The following is a 20151-nucleotide window of genomic DNA, read 5'->3' as shown; positions in this document are numbered from 1 at the left end:
CAATTGTGTTTAAAGATGCACAGGAAGGGTATAGATAATAACAGTTATGCAGTCTTGTTAATTATTATGAAATTTATATAGTAAATAGTTTCACTTCGAAACAATTTTGTTTATAATGGTGATTGGGATGTATCATAGCTTTGTAAATTGAGGTGTATACATACACGCCATTTGTTTCATTATTCTTTAAAGAAGGAGAGATTCTATGTCTGGCACTAAAGGTCTTGAAGGAATCGTCGCAACAGAGTCAAAGATTAGTTCAATCATCGACGATAAACTGACATATGTTGGTTATGATATCGATGATTTAACCGAAAATTGTAGTTTTGAAGAAGTAGTTTATTTATTATGGAATCTTAAATTACCAAATCAAGAGGAATTAGCTTCCTTTAAAGCAGAACTTGCAAAAGAAATGGAAGTTCCTCAAGGCATTATTGATCATTTGAAATCTTATGATTTATCAACTGTTCATCCTATGGCGGCTGTTCGTACAGCTGTATCGATGCTCGGTTTATATGACAATGAAGCAGATGAAATGACGGAAGAAGCAAACCGTCGTAAAGCACTTCGCTTACAAGCTAAAATCTCAACAATCGTTACAGCTTTTGCACGTATTCGTAAAGGTCAAGAACCAGTAGCACCTAAGAAAGACTTAAACTTTGCTGCGAACTTCTTGTACATGTTAAATGGCAAAGAACCAGAAGATATTGAAGAAGAAGCGTTCAACAAAGCACTTGTCCTGCATGCTGACCATGAGTTAAATGCTTCAACATTCACTTCTCGTGTTTGTGTGGCAACTTTATCAGATGTCTATTCAGGTGTTACAGCAGCTATTGGCGCGTTAAAAGGGCCGCTTCATGGTGGCGCGAACGAACGCGTTATGCAAATGTTAAGTGAGATTGGTACTGTAGACAATGCCATCCCTCATATTAAAGAGAAATTTGCAAACAAAGAAAAAGTCATGGGAATGGGACACCGTGTATATGAAAATGGTGATCCTCGTGCAAAACACTTACGTGATATGTCTTACCAATTAACAAACATTACTGGTGAAACGAAATGGTACGACATGTCGGTTAAAATTGAAGAGTTTATTAAAGAAGAAAAAGGTTTACCAGCTAATGTTGACTTTTATTCCGCTTCGGTGTACCACAGTTTAGGTATTGATCACGATTTATTCACACCGATTTTTGCGGTTAGTCGTATCTCAGGGTGGTTAGCTCATATTCTTGAACAATATTCGGATAACCGACTCATTCGTCCACGTGCTGAATACGTTGGTCCGGATAAACAGAAATTCATTCCATTAGAAGAAAGATCATAAATCATCTAAAAGCCGGGAAACCGGCTTTTGTGATGTTGGTTCTTCATAAAACAAGTTATTATAGGAGGTCATGACATTGACACAAGGTGAAAAAATTACAGTAGAAAATGGACAAATGAACGTACCCAATCAAGCGGTTATTCCGTTTATCGAAGGTGACGGAACTGGACCTGACATTTGGGCGGCAGCATCACGCGTACTAGAAGCAGCTGTTGAGAAAGCTTATAATGGCGAGAAAGGCATTGAGTGGAAAGAAGTTCTTGCTGGACAAAAAGCCAAAGATAACACAGGTGAATGGTTACCAGAAGAAACTTTAGATACGATTCGTGACTATAAAGTAGCTATTAAAGGACCATTAACAACACCAGTTGGTGGCGGTATTCGTTCACTAAACGTAGCGCTACGTCAAGAATTAGACTTATTTACTTGTCTTCGTCCTGTACGTCATTTCACAGGTGTTCCATCCCCTGTTAAGAAGCCAGAAGATGTTGACATGCAAATCTTCCGTGAAAACACAGAAGATATTTATGCAGGTATTGAATGGGAAGAAGGAACAGATGATGTGAAGAAAGTGGTCGATTTCGTCCGTAATGAAATGGGTGTTGATAAGATCCGTTTCCCTGAAACATCAGGAATTGGTATTAAGCCTGTATCAAAAGAAGGTACTGAGCGATTAGTACGTTCTGCTATTGATTATGCCTTAAATGAAGGTAAACAAAGTGTGACCTTAGTTCATAAAGGTAACATCATGAAGTTTACAGAAGGTTCTTTCAAAGCATGGGGTTATGACCTTGCTGAACGTGAATATGGTGACAAAGTATTCACTTGGAGAGAATATGACAAGATCACAGACGAAAAAGGTCGTGACGCTGCCGATCAAGCAGAGAAAGAAGCTGTAGATGCAGGTAAGATTGTGGTTAAAGATGCGATTGCTGATATCTTTTTACAACAAATTCTAACTCGTCCGAAAGAGTTTGATGTTGTTGCGACAATGAACTTAAATGGTGACTATATTTCTGATGCGCTAGCTGCGCAAGTTGGCGGTATTGGTATTGCACCAGGTGCGAATATTAATTACGAATCAGGTCATGCAATTTTTGAAGCAACACACGGTACAGCTCCTAAATATGCTGGTCAAGATAAGGTGAACCCATCTTCTGTTATCCTATCAGGTACATTAATGCTTGATCATTTAGGTTGGCGTGAAGCTAGTGAATTAATTCATAAAGCAATGGATAAAACTATTGGTAGCAAAGTGGTCACTTATGACTTCGCTCGTCTTATGGACGGTGCAACAGAAGTGAAATGCTCTGAATTTGCTGATGAATTAATTAAAAACATGGACTAATTACGTTCACTAAGGAGGAGTTCAATGCCTATTAAACGTCGAAAAGTATCAGTTATTGGAGCAGGATTTACCGGAGCGACAACTGCACTCATGACAGCTCAAAAAGAATTAGCTGATGTCGTCTTAGTTGATATCCCTGATATGGAAGACCCAACTAAAGGAAAAGCTTTAGATATGTTAGAAGCAAGCCCTGTCCAAGGGTTTGATGCCAATGTAATGGGAACGTCAAACTATGAAGATACAGCTGGTTCGGATGTTGTTGTTATTACGGCTGGTATTGCACGTAAGCCGGGCATGAGTCGTGATGATTTAGTTGCAACGAATGCGAAAATCATGCAACAAGTTACTGAACAAGTAGTTAAGCATTCACCCGATTGTTATATTCTTGTTTTAACTAATCCAGTTGACGCGATGACATATGCTGTTTATAAACAGTCTGGCTTTCCAAAAAATCGTGTGATTGGGCAATCAGGTGTCCTTGATACAGCCCGCTTTAGAACGTTTATCGCTCAAGAATTAAATGTGTCTGTTAAAGATGTGACGGGCTTTGTTTTAGGTGGTCATGGTGATGATATGGTTCCTATGTTACGTTACTCATCGGTAGGTGGAGTTCCTGTCGAATCCTTAATCTCTAAAGAACGCCTTGATGAAATTGTTGATCGAACACGTAAAGGTGGAGGAGAAATCGTTGGCTTACTCGGCAATGGTTCAGCTTACTATGCACCTGCAGCATCTATTACTGAAATGGTAGAAGCTGTATTAAAAGATCAACGCCGTATTTTACCTGCAATTGCTTATCTTGAAGGAGAATATGGTTATCAAGATATGTATTTAGGTGTTCCAACCATTCTTGGTGGCGACGGTATTGAAAAAGTCATTGAACTTGAATTGACTCAAGATGAACAATCACAATTAGATCAATCGGCTGAATCCGTACGACATGTGATGAATGTTTTAGATGAACAAGAATAGTCAAAAGCTCGGGATATTATTATCCCGAGCTTTTTATATTTTGTATCTGTTAAAGTTCAATGTTGAATGACAATTGTTTTAGCACTGAGTTGTTGAATTGTGAGAAGCGAAGGCGGCGACTCCAACGGGATTAGCACGTGTCTCGAGACCCCACAGGCCACGCCTTTAGGCCGAGGAGGCTCGAGCCGTGCCCGTGGAAAGCGTCCGCCGAAAGCGAATCACAATATCAACAACGTGCATCAATAAAGCTAACTTTTTAAGCCAGCCTACTGTTATAATGTTATATTTTTTTATAAGATAGAGGTAGGTTATTAAGAGAATGAGGATAAGGAGCTGGATTGTTAATGAGTAAAAGCATCTTAATTGTGGATGATGAACTATCGATCACAACTTTAATAGACCATCATTTAAGTGAAGAAGGGTTTAACACAACTGTTGTACATGACGGACAGTCGGCATTAGAACTATTACATCATCATACTTATGAATTAGTTGTTTTGGACTTAATGCTCCCAGAAATGGATGGTGTGGATGTCTGTCAGCAGATGCGTGATCAGCAAAATTACACACCCGTTATCATGTTAACAGCAAAAGGTGAAGAAGAAGATAAAATTGCAGGCTTAAATGTTGGGGCTGATGATTACATGACTAAACCATTCAGTCCTAAAGAGTTAATCGCAAGAATTCATGCCGTGTTAAGACGTTTTGAAAAACCTACGACGAATCAAACTGGACCTATACGAATCCATGACATTTCGATTTATGAAGATTATTATGAAGTATATAAACAAGACGAACTGGTCAATTTCACACAGAAGGAATTTGAACTCTTATTATATTTGGCTAAGCAACCAGGGAAACCGGTAAGTCGAGATGTGCTATTGAAAGACATCTGGGACTTTGAATATATGGGTGATACACGCATGGTTGATGTTCATATCAGCCATCTCCGCGAAAAGTTAGAAGATAATCCCAAGAAGCCGAGCTTAATTAAAACGGTTCGGGGTGTTGGGTATAAAATTGAGGGATGAATGTGAAAACGATCATCGAAAAAAGAACCATTTTTCTCTATATTATTTTCAGTATCGTTATGATTGTCGTGATTGGTTTATTATTTGATCAAATCGCTCGTTTTTACGTAAATGCTGCTTATGAGGATCAGCTGATCAATGAGGGACAATATATAGCAGAACAGCTCGAAGAAACTTCAACTGATCAAATACAAAGCACAATAGATGATTACAGCGAACAGTTTAATTTAGATTTATTTTATAACAATCAAAATGAAGGTCGCATTTTACATACTTTTAGTAATCGCGACTTAAGCGTGCTTCAAACGGTTCGGTCCAATACTGGAAATAAAGGAGAATTTGTTTTAATTGAAAATCGCTTATTAACCAACTACTCACTTGGCGAAAATGAGTCATTATCCGTTATGACGGAATCATTACCACTTTCTGCACTAACGAGAACAGTGTGGTGGACTGTTTTCTTTGTCTCACTATTTACAATTATTTTGTTATGGCGCTTTGGTGCTCGTATTCATGATAGTTATGTGAAACCTGTCATTCGCGCAACGGAAACATCAAAAGAATTAGCGAATGGGAATTATGACGCGCGTGTTGAAGAATTACCGTATGGGGTCGCCTCACAATTAGGACAATTGGTGAATCGTTTAGGGCGTCATTTGCAGAATATAACCAGTAAATATGAGAACCAAAATAGCCGCCTCAAAACAGTTGTTAATAATATGGAAAGTGGCGTGTTGTTAATTAACGAAAAAGGAATGACACGATTAGTTAACGAGGCGTTTCTAAGTCAATTTACGACGCATGATATTCCAGTGATTGGCGAGGTCTATTATGATGTTATAAACCAAGAAGAGATTAATCAATTAATTCAACGGGCTATTTTTATGGAATCAAGATGGCAGGAGACTATTGAGCTAGCAGATGGTCGTTTTTTTGAAATTTATATAGCTCCTATTAAAAGTCAAGAAGACGAATGGCGTGGCGTTGTTATAGTGACGCATGAAATAACGGAATTAAAACGATTAGAACGCGTTCGTAAAGACTTCGTCGCAAACGTATCACATGAATTAAAAACACCTGTTACATCTATTCAAGGTTTCGCTGAAACATTGTTGGAAGATTCACAGATGGACCGGGCCAAGCAGGAACAATTCTTAACGATTATTAAGAAAGAAAGTAACCGATTAAATATACTTGTCCAAGATTTATTGGATTTATCAGTGTTAGAAAAGGAAAGCTATACATTAACGATTTCACAGTTCCCTGCTCATGATATAGTTGATGATGTTCATGCGGTGGTCAATGAATCCATTCAAAGCAATGAATTAAAATTTAATAGTCATTATGATCATCAATTAATGGTTCAAGCTGATTATTATCGTCTCTATCAGTTATTGCTCAATTTGATTCATAATTCTATTCAATACACGTCAGAAGGTGGCTCAATCGACGTTCGTTTATTTCAAGAAGAGGAACAGGTTGTAATCGAAGTTGAAGATACGGGGATTGGCATTCCAGAGTCAGCACATGATCGTATCTTTGAACGCTTTTACCGTGTTGATAAGGCACGGAGTCGTCATTCTGGCGGTACAGGATTAGGCTTGTCTATTGTTAAGCATATCGTTGAAGTACATGAAGGATCAATCGAAATTGACAGTGAAGAAGATGAAGGAACGACCATCAGAATTAAGATTCCGCAATAAATGAATGAAGTTTGTTATAATTTAAGTACGAATGATTAAACGGAATGTAATAGAAGTAAGAGGTGTTTTCATGGCAAAAGAATTAGTGTTAATCGATGGTAATAGTATTCTGTATCGCTCATTTTTTGCATTACCTTTATTAAGTAATGACCAAGGTGTTCATACAAATGCAGTATTTGGTTTTACAAAGATGTTGCTGAAAGTGTTTGAAGATCATGATCCTTCCCATCTATTAGTGGCATTTGATGCGGGGAAGACAACATTTAGACATGAAACGTATCAAGATTATAAAGGTGGACGACAGAAGACGCCACCTGAACTTTCGGAACAATTTCCTATCGTTCGCGAAATTCTCGATGCGTTTGGCGTGAAATATTATGAACTGGATCAATATGAAGCGGATGACATCATTGGAACGATCGTTAAGGAAGCTGACCAAGCAGCACAGGAAACCATTGTTTATTCAGGTGATAAAGATTTATTACAATTAGCATCAGATCATACAACAGTTTCTCTAACGCGTAAGGGAATTAGTGAAATTGAAGCATTCTCACCTGAAACAATTCAGGAGAAGATGGGGATCACAAAAGAACAAATTATTGATTTAAAAGCTTTGATGGGTGACGCATCTGATAACATCCCTGGAGTTCCAGGTGTTGGTGAAAAGACAGCTGTGAAGTTACTACAACAATTTGAAACCGTAGAAGAGCTTTATGACCATTTAGATGACGTTTCTGGGAAAAAACTAAAAGAAAAATTAGAAGCTAATAAAGATGAAGCATTAATGAGTAAACAATTGGTGACGATTAAACAAGATTCACCGATTGAGATTTCGTTAACAGATTTACAGTATGAAGGTTATGATACACGTGATGTCATGCAAGTATTTAAAACATATGGCTTTCAATCGTTAATCGGCGATGTTGAGGGTGAAAGCGATGAGTCATATGAAGCGATTGATTATCAAGTGATTGAAGATTTTTCAGAGGTTGAAACAGATAAAGAAATGAACGTCCTTTATATGGAGATGTTAGACGATAATTATCATGAAGGTGACATTATTGGATTTGGTCTCGTTAATCAGCATGGTCACTTTTTACTGAAGCCAACCATTTTAGATCATGCTAAGTTCCAAGCGTTTTTAGAGGACCCTAAGCAACCTAAAACTGTATTTAATCAAAAAGCATTGCTAGTCGCGCTAAAATGGCGTGGTATAGAATTACAAGGTGTGACGTTTGATTTACAATTAGCTGCTTATATTGCTAATCCTTCAAGTCATGATGGTGACATTACATCAATTGCTCATCATTACCAAGTCAACGACGTCTCTTATGATGAAGAGATTTACGGTAAAGGGGCTAAGCAACATTTACCTGAAACAGAGACATATTATGACCATATCGTTAGAAAAGTAGACGCAGGCTTTCGATTACATCAACGCTTAAACGAAGAGTTAGTTCAAAACGAACAAGAAGCCCTTTATTACCAGTTAGAAATGCCTTTATCTAGAATATTAGGCAATATGGAATATACAGGGGTTAAAATTGATGTTGAACGTCTAAAGGATATGAACGAGGATCTAACAACGCGTTTAGATGAAATAGAAAGTCGGATTCACGAGCTGGCTGGGTCTGAATTTAATATCAACTCTCCGAAACAGTTAGGTAAAGTTTTATTTGAGGATTTAGAATTACCTGTGATTAAAAAGACTAAAACAGGTTACTCAACATCTGCTGACGTCTTAGAGAAGCTTCAGCATGAGCATGAAATTGTTGATCAGATTTTACATTACCGTCAATTATCGAAGCTTCAATCAACTTTTATAGAAGGTTTAATTAAAGTTGTTCATGAAGATAATCACAAGATTCATACCAGATTTAATCAAGTTTTAACTCAGACAGGGCGCTTAAGCTCAGTAGAACCTAACTTGCAAAACATCCCAATTCGACTGGAAGAAGGACGTAAAATTAGACAAGCCTTTATTCCATCACAACAAGACTCTGTACTGTTTGCAGCTGATTACTCCCAAATTGAATTACGAGTGTTAGCTCATATTGCTGGAGATGAGAAATTAATCGAAGCTTTCAATAATGGTAAGGATATTCATACTCAAACAGCTATGGATGTATTTGATGTCAAAGAGGATGACATAGATGACTTAATGCGTCGTCAAGCGAAGGCAGTTAATTTTGGAATTGTTTATGGGATTAGTGATTATGGCTTAAGTCAGAATTTAGGTATTTCCCGTAAAGAAGCGGAACAATTCATCCAGAAGTACTTCGAAAGCTATCCAGGTGTAAAAGAATACATGGATGATATTGTGACTAAGGCTAAACGGGATGGTTATGTTGAGACTATCATGAAACGTCGACGTTATTTACCGGATATTAACAGTCGTAATTTTAATAAGCGGAGTTTTGCAGAACGTACCGCTATGAATTCACCAATCCAGGGAAGTGCAGCAGATATTATTAAACAAGCAATGATTGACGTTACGAATCAGTTAAATGAATCAGATATTGAAGCTACCATGTTATTACAAGTTCATGATGAGTTAATTTTTGAAGTTAAAAAAGATGATATTGAACAATTACAATCGATCGTGAAAGAAGCGATGGAACAAACGATTGATTTATCTGTTCCATTAACTGTAGATTATGCTTATGGTGAAACATGGTATGATGCGAAGTAGAAAAGGGGAAGAAGCATGCCAGAACTACCTGAAGTAGAAACCATTCGACGAACATTAGAACAATTAGTTGTAGGTAGAACGATTACAGATTTAACAGTTTTTTATCCAGGAATTATTAAAGAGCCAGATGATCAAAATCAATTCAAGACTGTTTTAACGGGTCAAAAAATCGAATCAATCGACCGTTTAGGGAAGTTTTTATTATTTCAATTAACGGATGATGTGTTAGTGTCCCATTTAAGAATGGAAGGTAAATATGGCGTTTATCATAAGGATACTCCACTAGAATCCCATAACCATATTTCCTTTCATTTGGATGACGAAAAAGAGCTTCGCTATAAGGATGTTCGTAAGTTTGGCACCATGCATGTGAAGCCCAAAGGAACGGAACTAACGACACCGCCTATTAGTAAATTGGGAGTCGAACCCTTTAGCGAAGTATTTACAGTGGAATATCTATACGACCGATTACAAAAGACCACACGTTTGATTAAACCAACTTTATTGGATCAATCAATTGTGACAGGTCTGGGTAATATTTACGTTGATGAGGTGTTGTTTTATAGCCGTTTGCATCCAGAGCGTGTAGCTCATACCATCACGTATCAAGAATGCGAAGCGTTACATCAAGCTATTGTAACGGTTTTATCTCGTGCCATTGAAAAAGGAGGCACATCCATAAGAACTTACTTAAATTCGATTGGAGAAATTGGACTATTTCAGTTAGAATTAGCTGTTTATGACCAAACTGACCAGCCTTGTGTGTCGTGTCATCAACCGATTGTTAAAACAAAAATTGGTGGCCGTGGCACACATTTCTGCCCGAACTGTCAGCCGGTGACTGAATAACAGGCGATAAGCTCTTTTCATAAGATATGGTGACGCCCTATTATGAAAGGAGCTTTTTCAGTTGGTTGATTGGATTGTATTGGTGATATTAATAAGCTTCGCTGTTAGTTTTGATAGCTTTTTTTTCGGGTTAACTTATCAATTGCGCCGTATTAAGCTGCCAGTTACGAGTATTGTTATGATTGGATTCGTGACAGCCATTAGCTTTTTAATGGGTCACATACTAGGTCAAGGTGTATTTGTAACGATACCGAGTTTATCAGAAGTGCTCGGAGGTTTTATTTTTGTTGCGATTGGAACATGGGTCATCTGGCAATGGGTAAGAGAACAAAAGGAAAAAGTAGCTAGTCATACGAATTCATTTCAATCTTTTAATTGGAAGACGATTTGGGAGATTATGAAACAACCGCAAATAGCAGACCGTGACCAATCTGGTGCGATAACTGGCTTAGAAGCTATTATGGTAGCCATTGCCTTATCATTGGATTCATTCGCAAGTGGAATAGGATCGGCTTTTGTTTCCATTCCAATCATTTTGGCAGCTATCATGATCGGTCTATTTTCAGTCTTGTTTTTGCTTAGCGGATTAATATGTGGTAGGTGGTTTCAAAAGTTCGACTGGATCCATGCCCTCTCATTTTTACCTGGCCTGATTTTAATTAGCTTAGGATTTTGGAATTTTTTAAGATAGGAGTTTTACGATGAGTTTAGTAGTAGGATTAACTGGTAGTATTGCAACAGGAAAGTCGACAATTTCTAATATGTTTGAAGATTGGCATATCCCCGTTATTGACGCAGATTTAATATCCAGACAAGTAGTAGAAATTGGGCAGCCAGCCTATCAACAAATCGTTGAAACATTTGGTGAGGATATATTACATGAAGACCGAACATTAAATCGCCAAGCGCTAGGGGCAATTGTGTTTAAAGATGATGCAGAACGAAAGAAATTAAATCAAATTATTCATCCACAGATAAGGAAAACAATGCTTGAACAACGTGATCAATTGAAAGAAGCGGGCTATGAGTTAATTGTTATGGATATACCACTTTTATATGAAAGTGAGCTTTTCGATTATGTTGATAAAGTCCTTGTTGTCTATATTGATCCTGAAATTCAATTAAATCGTCTAACTGAACGTGACCAAATTTCAGCTGAGCAAGCTCTTGAGAAAATTAATGCTCAAATACCAATCACAGAAAAACGAAAACGAGCCGACGCGATCATCAATAACGGAGGCAATGTCGAAGAAAGTAAGCAACAGTTAATTAACGTATTAGACCAATGGGGCGTTTCGATTCATTCATAGTATGACTATGTTAAGGTTAAATTTTGACTTAATAATTACACGTTCTAAACTTATAGTTGTTGATTTGTGAGAAGCGAAGGTGGCGACTCCTACGGGAATAGCACGTGTCTCGAGACCCCGCAGGAAGCGCTTTTCTTCCGAGGAGGCTCGAGCCGTTCCCGTGGAAAGTGTCCACCGAAAGCGGATCGCAATTCAACAACTTACTTTAACAAAATGAATGACAGAAAAATTTTTCGTGAATTTTAAAATATTCTCTCACAACATAGTCATGAATGTGTTATACTTTTGTTGTTAAAACGTTATACAGTATATCATGATATGCTTGGCGAGGAGGACTTTAAATGAGTGCAACAAAAGTAGCAATTAATGGATTTGGACGAATCGGACGAATGGTATTTCGTCGCGCAATGAAAGATGAACACTTAGATGTCGTAGCAATTAATGCAAGTTATCCAGTTGAGACACTTGCTCATTTGATTAAATATGATTCGGTGCACGGTCAATATGACGGTACTGTAGAAGCTAAAGATGAACAACTAGTTGTTGATGGAGATGTTATTCAGACAGTGGGACATCGTGATCCTGCACAACTTCCTTGGGATTCTTTAGATATTGATATAGTAATTGAGGCAACAGGGAAATTTAATTCTACTGATAAAGCACAGCCTCATATTGATGCGGGTGCTAAAAAAGTGGTTTTAACAGCCCCTGGAAAACCAGCAGATCATACGATTGTTATGGGCGTTAATGAATCCGATTACAATCCGGATGAACATCATATTATTTCAAACGCTTCTTGTACAACGAACTGTTTAGCGCCAGTTGCGAAAGTTTTACATGAAAACTTCGGAATTGAAAGCGGTTTAATGACAACGGTGCATGCGTTCACAAGTGATCAACAAAATTTAGATAATCCACATAAGGATTTACGAAGAGCCCGTGGGTGTACGCAATCAATTATCCCGACTTCAACAGGAGCTGCCAAAGCAATTAATGACGTTTTACCTGACTTGAAAGGTAAATTACATGGAATGGCATTACGCGTGCCGACGCCTAATGTCTCATTAGTTGATTTAGTCGTTGATCTTGAGAAGGATGTTACTGAAGAGCAAGTCAATGAAGCATTTGTGGAAGCGATGGATGGGGAGTTAGCTAACTATTTAGCTATTAATCAAGATCCGCTCGTTTCAGTTGATTATACGACTTCGCCTTATTCATCCATTATAGATGGTCTATCGACAATGGTAATGGATGACCACAAAGTAAAAGTGCTTGCTTGGTATGATAACGAATGGGGTTATTCATGTCGTGTCGTTGATCTAGTTCGATATGTTGGTGACAAATTATACGTACACCAATCATAGCTCGTTACGATCTCGGAGAAATCCGAGGTCGTTTTTTATTGTAAAGGATGTATTTCTTCATACGGTTGTTTCCTTGATTATGATAAACTAGTGTTAGGAAATAATGAGAAGGTGACTAGATATGAGTCGAGCCATGTTATTGTTTACAAGTTTATTTGTGCTAATAGGTGCATTGGTTTATTTTATGACGAATGAAGAGATTGAATATGTTTCAGGAGATGTTTTATTAGAAGACGTTGATTTAGATTCATTGGAAAACGTCCGCATAGAACGGCGCAATATCGACGCTGATTATCGATATGAAACAGCTGAGATAGAAAATGAAGAATTGATGAATACATTATTTCAATCCATTAACCAGTTGACTCTTCAACCACTTCAAGGAGATATCTTCGGTCTGAGTTATGTTATGTATTTCGAAGTAAATCATCGACAAATGTCGTTGCGTTTTTCAGAGAACTATATGATGTCTGATGTTAATCAACAGGCTTATCAATTTGAAGATAACGGGGCGTTGACTGAAACGCTTGAGTCATTTGATATAGCATGGGAGTCACCGCAAGATACGCAGAATTAGATGATTTTATGAACGTTTTAAGATTTTGTTATACTTAAGATAATAGTTTTTAATAAAGGTATGAGGTGCAAATCATGAGATGCCCAAATTGTGATGCGAAAACGACAAGAGTACTTGATTCTCGTCCGATCGATGAAGGGAAATCAATTCGTAGACGGCGTGAGTGCGATGGTTGTCAGTATCGTTTTACGACATTTGAACGTGTAGAAGAAATTCCACTTATTGTGGTTAAAAAAGAAGGCACGCGTGAAGAATTTAACCGCGAGAAATTAAAACGCGGCTTAATTAAGGCGTGTGAAAAGCGTCCTGTTTCATTAGAGCAAATTGAACAAGTGGCCTATGAAGTCGAGAAAGATTTGCGAGATGCTGGTCACTCAGAAATTATGAGCCACGATATCGGTGAACTCATTATGGACCGACTCGCCTTAGTCGACGAGGTGGCATATGTTCGGTTTGCGTCTGTTTATCGACAATTTAAAGATATTAACGTTTTCATGAATGAATTAAATGATATGATCAAGAAAACGAAGAATGAATCATAAAACAGAGGGGAGTGAAGAATGTGAACCAACGAATGAAACATCTCTTACCGAATGACCAGTGTGTCATTATGAAACGCACAGCTTTTTTTGAAGATGCGAACACGGTTTTAACATTGTTGTATCAACCGTTGATTGGGATGAAAAGTGTTGCATTATATCAGGCACTTTGGCGTGAACATGGCGCACGTTCTTCACAAACCGCATTTTCGCATCACCATTTGATGGGTATATTAAATATGTCATTAGATGAAATTTATGAAGCTAGGCAAAAACTCGAAGGAATTGGTTTGCTGAAAACTTTTAAGCAAGATGAGACTTATCGCACTTATTATTATGTATTACGTAAGCCTTTATCGTCTTATCAGTTTTTTGATAATCCAACCCTTACAATCTTGCTCGAACATCATATAGGGAAGGAAGCTCATCAGGCATTAAAGCAACAACTTGCCCCTTCCCAGCAATTAGATCAAGCAATTGATGAGGTCACAGCTCATTTTGATGATGTCTTTACCACAGTGAAACATCTGCGACAGCCTGCAAAGAAAACAACTGAAGAGTCTATCGTGATGACATCCGATCTTCCATTAGAATGGTTATATAAAATGTTGACCCAGCAACAAATCGAACCTAAACAGATCTTAACGAAATCGAATCTGAATTACATGGAAAGAGTAAGTAAAATTTACGATGTTGACTATTTAGAGCTAGAAAAAGCTTTGTTATGGGCCATCAATGAAGAAATGGCATTTGATCGACAAGAGTTTCTAGATATGTGCAAAGACATTTATTACAATAAACACGGTTCGGTTCCGCCAAGATTGTATGCCAAACAAGATGTTGAAACAGAACATAACGAAGCGCAACAAGTTGAAGTCGAACATTCAGCTCAACCATCTGACGCTGAATCAAAGCAAGCTAAACTGATCGAACATTTTAATACAATTACTCATCGTGAATTGTTGGAAGACTATGCTACTTCAGGTTTAGCTTCAATGAAAGAAGTCGACATGCTAACAAATGTCATGGAAGAACATGGCCTAAATCAACCTGTTATGAATGTGCTTGTTCATTATGTTCTTAATAAAAATGGCAATAAATTAAACCGTAATTATATTGAGACGATTGCGGCTCACTGGAGTCGCGAAGGCATTGAAACAGCTCAACAAGCCATTGAACTCGCGAAACAAGAACACAAATTATATCAAACGTGGCAACAAAAGAAACAACGCCAAGGTTCCAAGCAATCTAATTCGAAGAAATCGAGTGAAGTTATTCCGAAATGGTTCAAAGAACAAAAGCAAAAGAAACAATCTGAGGATCAATCTAATGATCAACAAGAAGCTGAAACTCAAGATGAAGATTTAGCTGCGTTTTTCAAAAGCTTTTCCCAGCCGAAACAATAAGTTGAAGGATGATGAAAAATGGAACCGATCCAATCGGCCTTAAATAATTGGCTAAAAAACAACGAAAACTTTCAATCATCAATGAATGACATGCGCGAAAAAATACTTAAATCAGATCGTGTACAAGCCTTGTTAGCTGATCATCCTGAATTAACCCAACAGCAAATCGACCAGCAATTAATGAAGTTGTACGAATATGATTATCAGTCGCTTAATTGTGAGAAGTGCTCATCACTAGAATCATGTATTAATGTGATTCCAGGTTATGTGCCAGAAGCTCAAGTTCAAAATGGACGAATCAAATTAATCTACCATGAGTGCCAACGTAAACAAAAAGAGATTCAAATGGAAAAACAACGTTCATTTGTTCAAAGTTTGCATATGCCGAAAGATATTCATGAGGCTAGTTTTTCACAAATTAAACTAGATGTGAATGGGCGTTCTGAAGCACTTAAAAAAATTCAGCAATTCTTTAAGGAAAGCCAAACACAATTACCGCAAAAAGGCCTTTATTTACATGGTAGTTTCGGTGTAGGCAAGACCTATTTATTAGGAGCTCTCGCGCAAGAATTAGCAACGGAACAAATCGATACGATGTTTATCTATATGCCTGAATTTGTACGCGAAATGAAAGCTTCGATTAGTGATTCAACGATTAATGAAAAGATTGAACGTTTTAAACGCGCATCAGTATTGGTGTTCGACGATATTGGTGCAGAGTATTCATCAGCGTGGTTCCGAGATGAAGTGCTAGGAGCTATTTTGCAATTTCGAATGATGGAGCGCCTTCCAGTCTTTTTCACATCGAACTATGATTTAAAAGAATTGGAATTAATGTTTTCCAAAGTAGGCAAGTCTGATCTTGAAGAAGTTAAGGCAGCACGTATTATGGAGCGAATCCGCCAAGTCAGTGAACCTGTAGAAGTAACAGGAGATAATCACCGCGACCTATAAACAATTAGGTCGCTTTTTCATGTTTTGCCCTTTCATTTCATAAGCTTTAATATCGAATTGTTTATGAAAGAGGGATGTGTAATGAAAGAATGGACATTAATGTTTAACTCTTCATCAGATGTTAATGCTTGGCTCGAACGATCTGAGAAGCGGTCGGAATTTTTAAGTCATGAGACCCATCAACCATTTCTTGTTCGGGTGATTGCCACAGAAAGTGTGAATTGGACAAGCTGGCTCGAATTCATCTTCACTTTTGTGCAAGAGGTTTATGTTCCGAGGTATTCAAAACATGTATTACAAGATGTGTATTGTTTATCTGAGGAAGAAGCTGAGCAAGTGTTACCTTTTGTAGGGCCATTAGCTGAAAATGTTAAAGGTCTTCATAGTCAACTATCAGAATCTCTTTATGAACGTCTCGTACGCTATGTTGGTTGTCATTCACCACGGAATCTCGATATGGCTTTGTTATATGAGCATTTATTTATTGATTTTTCGGATTGGGATGAAGTGGTTGGTTATGCGATTGATGAATGGCAATATGAGTTGTTTTTCCAAGAAAGAATGCATCAGCTCAGACAGTTTATTCAATTTAAAGAACCACAAATTAAGCGAGTGGATGTTTATGATGGAAAAGAATTAATGTTTTATGATCAGGCTGGATATTCGTTAACACCACCTGCTCAACCTCAAATGATGGATGGAATGATGGTGTCACCACTTACTCAAGCTTTACTAAATTTAATTCCAGAAAAGGCGAACATTTACACAGACAGTGGTGGAACGCACGAACTTTTTCAAGTCATGAACGTATTTGAAGAACGCGTTGAGTTGTGTCCTTTGGATGATTTTCCTCATAAAATGAATTTAACGAGTTAAGTTATGTTAGCTAAGTATTGATTTTTGTCCTAATCATCGTTATAATACGTACATAATAATAAACGTTATGCTTAGAAGAGGATTATAATAATTTAACACAGCTTTACAGAGAAGAAAGTCGAGGCTGAAAACTTTCGAGTATGCTAAATTATTTACCACCTCGGAGCATTTATTGTGAACAGATTCGTATTCTTATTAGCAATGAACGTCTCACCAGCGATAATGGTGTCTTGAGCGCTGTTAAAGCAGAATCAGGGTGGAACCACGGGTATACACACTCGTCCCTTTTATGGTATAGGGACGAGTGTTTTTTTATGGATTTAAACATGCTAGATATTATGGTGAAAGGTGGATGATGACATGAGTGACATGATTCAGATTACATTCCCAGATGGTAATACAAAGGAATTTCCGAAGGGCACAACTACTGAAGACATTGCAGGCTCAATTAGTTCAGGACTTAAAAAACAAGCATTAGCAGGCAAGTTTAACGGAACAATGGTTGATTTACGTCAGCCATTAGAAGAAGACGGCGAGCTTCAAATTGCGACTTACCGTGATGAAGATGGCTTGGAGGTATTGCGTCATTCGACTGCCCACTTAATGGCACAAGCGATCAAACGTTTATATGGCAACGTTAAATTAGGTGTTGGTCCAGTAATCGAGAACGGCTTCTATTACGATATCGATATGGACGAAACGATTTCACCAGAGGACCTACCTAAGATCGAAAAAGAAATGAAGAAAATCGTTGATGAAGCTTTAGAAATTCGCCGTGTTGATTTATCACGTGAAGAAGCTAAGCAACGTTATCGCGATTTAGGTGATGACTTAAAACTAGAATTAATTGATGATATTCCAGAAGGTGAACAAGTATCTATTTATGAACAAGGTGATTTCTTTGACCTTTGTCGTGGTGTTCACGTACCTCACACGGGTAAAATTAAAGTATTTAAATTATTATCTATTTCAGGTGCTTATTGGCGTGGTGACAGTGATAATAAGATGTTACAACGTATCTATGGAACAGCGTTTGAGAAGCAAAGTGAGTTAGATGAATATTTACGTTTACTAGAAGAAGCGAAAGAACGTGATCATCGTAAATTAGGCAAAGAACTAGACCTTTTCACTGTCTCTCAAAAAGTTGGACAAGGTTTACCATTATGGTTACCAAAAGGTGCAACGATTCGTCGTACGATTGAACGTTATATTGTTGATTTAGAAGAACGTTTAGGTTATGACCATGTGTATACGCCAGTGTTAGGAAGTGTAGATTTATATAAAACAAGTGGTCATTGGGATCACTACCAGGATGACATGTTCCCAACGATGGAAATGGACAATGAAGACCTCGTTCTTAGACCAATGAACTGTCCGCATCATATGATGGTTTATAAGAATCAACTTTATAGTTATCGTCATTTACCTGTTCGGATAGCTGAGCTTGGAACGATGCACCGTCATGAAATGTCAGGCGCTTTAGCTGGCCTACAACGTGTTCGTGCGATGACATTGAATGATGCGCATATTTTTGCTCGTCCAGACCAACTAAAAGAAGAATTTATACGGGTCGTTCACATGATTCAAAATGTTTATCAAGATTTTGGTTTAAACGATTACTACTTCCGTTTGTCTTATCGTGATCCAGAAGATAAAGAAAAGTATGTTGATAATGATGAAATGTGGAATAGTGCAGAAGCATTATTAAAAGAAACAATGGAAGAAATGGATGTTGATTATGTAGAAGCGATTGGTGAAGCGGCATTCTACGGGCCGAAATTAGATGTCCAAGTTAAAACAGCACTTGGCAAAGATGAAACGTTGTCTACAGTACAACTCGACTTCCATTTACCGAACCGTTTTGATTTAACATACATTGGTGAAGATGGTAAAGAACATCGCCCAGTGGTGATTCACCGTGGTGTCGTATCAACAATGGAGCGTTTTGTTGCTTTCTTAATTGAAGAGTATAAAGGTGCATTCCCTACGTGGTTGGCACCAGAACAAGTTCGATTAATTCCAGTATCACTTGATGCCCACGCGGATTATGTGAAGAAGGTAGAAGAGAAGCTACAGTATGCTGGTATTCGCGTTGATAAGGACCTTCGGGATGAAAAGTTAGGATATAAGATTCGTGAATCACAAACACAAAAGATTCCGTATTCACTTGTCTTAGGTGATCAAGAAATGAATGATGAAGCGGTTAATATTCGTAAATACGGTGAACAAGATAGTGAAACACTTCCATTAGATGAATTCATTAATCGCATTGTTGACGAAGTTCAAAACCGCAAACTATAATAAACTAGGTAGTCTCTTGTGAAAAGGGACTACCTTATTATTTGAAAATGATTATGTAAAAAAACAGTTGACAGTTTCTATTCAACTCGTTATACTTGATAAAGTAATTGAATAAGGCGAACGAATGACAAGTAGAAGCACCCGCTTCTCACCTGATCGACGCAATAAAGCAGTTGGCAGGTAACTAATTTTCGCATTTAATACGTCCAAAGCGTATCAAACGACGAAATATGGTAGTGTGGGTGCAGTATGTGTACCGACACTTTTTTTATGTGCAAAAGCAAACTTTGATACCCATCACTTGTCGATTGACGCCTTAATTTTTTTCAGAATTATTTGGAGGTGGCTCACTATTAGCAAAGATATGAATGTTAATGAGGGAATCCGTGCCAAGGAGGTACGTCTCATTGATGTCAATGGTGAACAATTAGGAGTTAAATCACGTCAAGAAGCATTAGACATTGCGGAAAACGCAAACTTAGACCTTGTCTTAGTTGCGCCAACTGCGAAACCACCTGTTGCTCGTATTATGGACTACGGTAAATATCGTTTTGAACAGCAAAAGAAAGAAAAAGAGCAACGTAAGAATCAAAAAACGGTTCAAGTTAAAGAAGTCCGTCTAACACCACAAATCGAAGAGCATGACTTTAATACAAAAGCGCGTAATGCGCAGAAGTTCTTGAATAAAGGCGATAAAGTTAAAGTTAGTGTCAGATTCCGTGGCCGTGCGATTACGCACAAAGAGTTAGGACAACAAGTACTTGAACGTTTCGCAGAGGCTTGTAACGAATACAGCACAATTGAGACGAAGCCTAAGATGGAAGGCCGTAATATGTTCTTAATGCTCGCTCCGATTAACGAAAAATAAAGTGAGCAAACAAGACAATATTGATTCAAGGAGGATT

At 37.8% G+C, this 20151-nt stretch carries 17 protein-coding genes and 2 other annotated features; all 17 genes read left to right on the top strand.

The features are described from left to right. The first annotated feature begins 205 nt into the window (after positions 1–205). Complete coding sequence (gene citZ / locus ACKXGF_RS10240; protein WP_411953636.1) at positions 206–1324, top strand: citrate synthase; 1119 nt, start codon at positions 206–208, stop codon at positions 1322–1324. Between the two features lie 76 nt (positions 1325–1400). After that, a complete protein-coding gene (gene icd / locus ACKXGF_RS10235) occupies positions 1401–2672 on the top strand; it encodes an NADP-dependent isocitrate dehydrogenase (protein WP_167260632.1) in 1272 nt (423 codons plus the stop codon). A 24-nt stretch (positions 2673–2696) separates the two neighbouring features. After that, positions 2697–3644: a malate dehydrogenase gene (gene mdh / locus ACKXGF_RS10230; protein WP_411953635.1), complete on the top strand. Its 948-nt coding sequence runs from the start codon at positions 2697–2699 to the stop codon at positions 3642–3644. 344 nt (positions 3645–3988) lie between these two features. Beyond that, positions 3989–4675: a response regulator gene (locus ACKXGF_RS10225; RefSeq protein WP_411953634.1), complete on the top strand. Its 687-nt coding sequence runs from the start codon at positions 3989–3991 to the stop codon at positions 4673–4675. A 2-nt stretch (positions 4676–4677) separates the two neighbouring features. After that, positions 4678–6378, top strand: coding sequence for a two-component system histidine kinase PnpS (pnpS, locus tag ACKXGF_RS10220; protein WP_411953633.1), 1701 nt, complete (start codon positions 4678–4680; stop codon positions 6376–6378). A 70-nt stretch (positions 6379–6448) separates the two neighbouring features. Beyond that, on the top strand, positions 6449–9070 hold the full coding sequence (gene polA, locus ACKXGF_RS10215) for a DNA polymerase I (RefSeq protein ID WP_411953632.1): 2622 nt from the start codon (positions 6449–6451) through the stop codon (positions 9068–9070). Between the two features lie 15 nt (positions 9071–9085). Then, on the top strand, positions 9086–9919 hold the full coding sequence (gene mutM, locus ACKXGF_RS10210) for a DNA-formamidopyrimidine glycosylase (RefSeq protein WP_411953631.1): 834 nt from the start codon (positions 9086–9088) through the stop codon (positions 9917–9919). 61 nt (positions 9920–9980) lie between these two features. Beyond that, positions 9981–10610, top strand: a complete 630-nt coding sequence (gene ytaF / locus ACKXGF_RS10205; protein ID WP_411953630.1) for a sporulation membrane protein YtaF — start codon at positions 9981–9983, stop codon at positions 10608–10610. 10 nt (positions 10611–10620) lie between these two features. Beyond that, positions 10621–11229, top strand: a complete 609-nt coding sequence (coaE, locus tag ACKXGF_RS10200) for a dephospho-CoA kinase (RefSeq protein WP_411953629.1) — start codon at positions 10621–10623, stop codon at positions 11227–11229. Positions 11230–11570: 341 nt separating this feature from the next. After that, entirely contained in the window at positions 11571–12593 is a 1023-nt protein-coding gene (locus ACKXGF_RS10195) for a glyceraldehyde-3-phosphate dehydrogenase (RefSeq protein ID WP_411953628.1), read from the top strand. A 121-nt stretch (positions 12594–12714) separates the two neighbouring features. Then, positions 12715–13170 carry a hypothetical protein gene (locus tag ACKXGF_RS10190; RefSeq protein ID WP_411953627.1) on the top strand — a complete coding sequence of 152 codons (456 nt, stop codon included), beginning with the start codon at positions 12715–12717 and terminating at the stop codon, positions 13168–13170. Between the two features lie 74 nt (positions 13171–13244). Further along, on the top strand, positions 13245–13712 hold the full coding sequence (nrdR, locus tag ACKXGF_RS10185) for a transcriptional regulator NrdR (RefSeq protein ID WP_411953626.1): 468 nt from the start codon (positions 13245–13247) through the stop codon (positions 13710–13712). A gap of 20 nt (positions 13713–13732) precedes the next feature. After that, complete coding sequence (locus ACKXGF_RS10180) at positions 13733–15115, top strand: replication initiation and membrane attachment family protein (RefSeq protein ID WP_411953625.1); 1383 nt, start codon at positions 13733–13735, stop codon at positions 15113–15115. 18 nt (positions 15116–15133) lie between these two features. Next, positions 15134–16069: a primosomal protein DnaI gene (gene dnaI / locus ACKXGF_RS10175; RefSeq protein WP_411953624.1), complete on the top strand. Its 936-nt coding sequence runs from the start codon at positions 15134–15136 to the stop codon at positions 16067–16069. A gap of 81 nt (positions 16070–16150) precedes the next feature. Further along, entirely contained in the window at positions 16151–16945 is a 795-nt protein-coding gene (gene ytxC, locus ACKXGF_RS10170) for a sporulation protein YtxC (protein WP_411953623.1), read from the top strand. Between the two features lie 63 nt (positions 16946–17008). After that, positions 17009–17234: a binding site (T-box leader), on the top strand. Between the two features lie 71 nt (positions 17235–17305). Next, the gene (thrS, locus tag ACKXGF_RS10165; protein WP_411953622.1) at positions 17306–19246 is read left to right on the top strand and encodes a threonine--tRNA ligase; all 1941 of its coding nucleotides are present in this window, start codon (positions 17306–17308) and stop codon (positions 19244–19246) included. A gap of 123 nt (positions 19247–19369) precedes the next feature. Beyond that, positions 19370–19521 (top strand) — a sequence feature (ribosomal protein L20 leader region). Positions 19522–19610: 89 nt separating this feature from the next. Continuing rightward, complete coding sequence (gene infC / locus ACKXGF_RS10160) at positions 19611–20114, top strand: translation initiation factor IF-3 (protein ID WP_167260662.1); 504 nt, start codon at positions 19611–19613, stop codon at positions 20112–20114. The last annotated feature ends 37 nt before the right edge of the window (positions 20115–20151 follow it).

This window comes from Alkalibacillus sp. S2W, assembly GCF_046764385.1.
In the GTDB taxonomy this organism is placed as follows: domain Bacteria; phylum Bacillota; class Bacilli; order Bacillales; family Alkalibacillaceae; genus Alkalibacillus; species Alkalibacillus almallahensis.
This window is presented reverse-complemented; position numbering and strand designations above follow the sequence as displayed.

Coding starts and splice junctions, on each gene's coding strand:
- citZ (WP_411953636.1), top strand. CDS start 206: ATGTCTGGCACTAAAGGTCTTGAAGGAATCGTCGCAACAGAGTCAAAG.
- mdh (WP_411953635.1), top strand. CDS start 2,697: ATGCCTATTAAACGTCGAAAAGTATCAGTTATTGGAGCAGGATTTACC.
- ACKXGF_RS10225 (WP_411953634.1), top strand. CDS start 3,989: ATGAGTAAAAGCATCTTAATTGTGGATGATGAACTATCGATCACAACT.
- polA (WP_411953632.1), top strand. CDS start 6,449: ATGGCAAAAGAATTAGTGTTAATCGATGGTAATAGTATTCTGTATCGC.
- mutM (WP_411953631.1), top strand. CDS start 9,086: ATGCCAGAACTACCTGAAGTAGAAACCATTCGACGAACATTAGAACAA.
- coaE (WP_411953629.1), top strand. CDS start 10,621: ATGAGTTTAGTAGTAGGATTAACTGGTAGTATTGCAACAGGAAAGTCG.
- ACKXGF_RS10195 (WP_411953628.1), top strand. CDS start 11,571: ATGAGTGCAACAAAAGTAGCAATTAATGGATTTGGACGAATCGGACGA.
- ACKXGF_RS10190 (WP_411953627.1), top strand. CDS start 12,715: ATGAGTCGAGCCATGTTATTGTTTACAAGTTTATTTGTGCTAATAGGT.
- nrdR (WP_411953626.1), top strand. CDS start 13,245: ATGAGATGCCCAAATTGTGATGCGAAAACGACAAGAGTACTTGATTCT.
- dnaI (WP_411953624.1), top strand. CDS start 15,134: ATGGAACCGATCCAATCGGCCTTAAATAATTGGCTAAAAAACAACGAA.
- ytxC (WP_411953623.1), top strand. CDS start 16,151: ATGAAAGAATGGACATTAATGTTTAACTCTTCATCAGATGTTAATGCT.
- thrS (WP_411953622.1), top strand. CDS start 17,306: ATGAGTGACATGATTCAGATTACATTCCCAGATGGTAATACAAAGGAA.
- infC (WP_167260662.1), top strand. CDS start 19,611: ATGAATGTTAATGAGGGAATCCGTGCCAAGGAGGTACGTCTCATTGAT.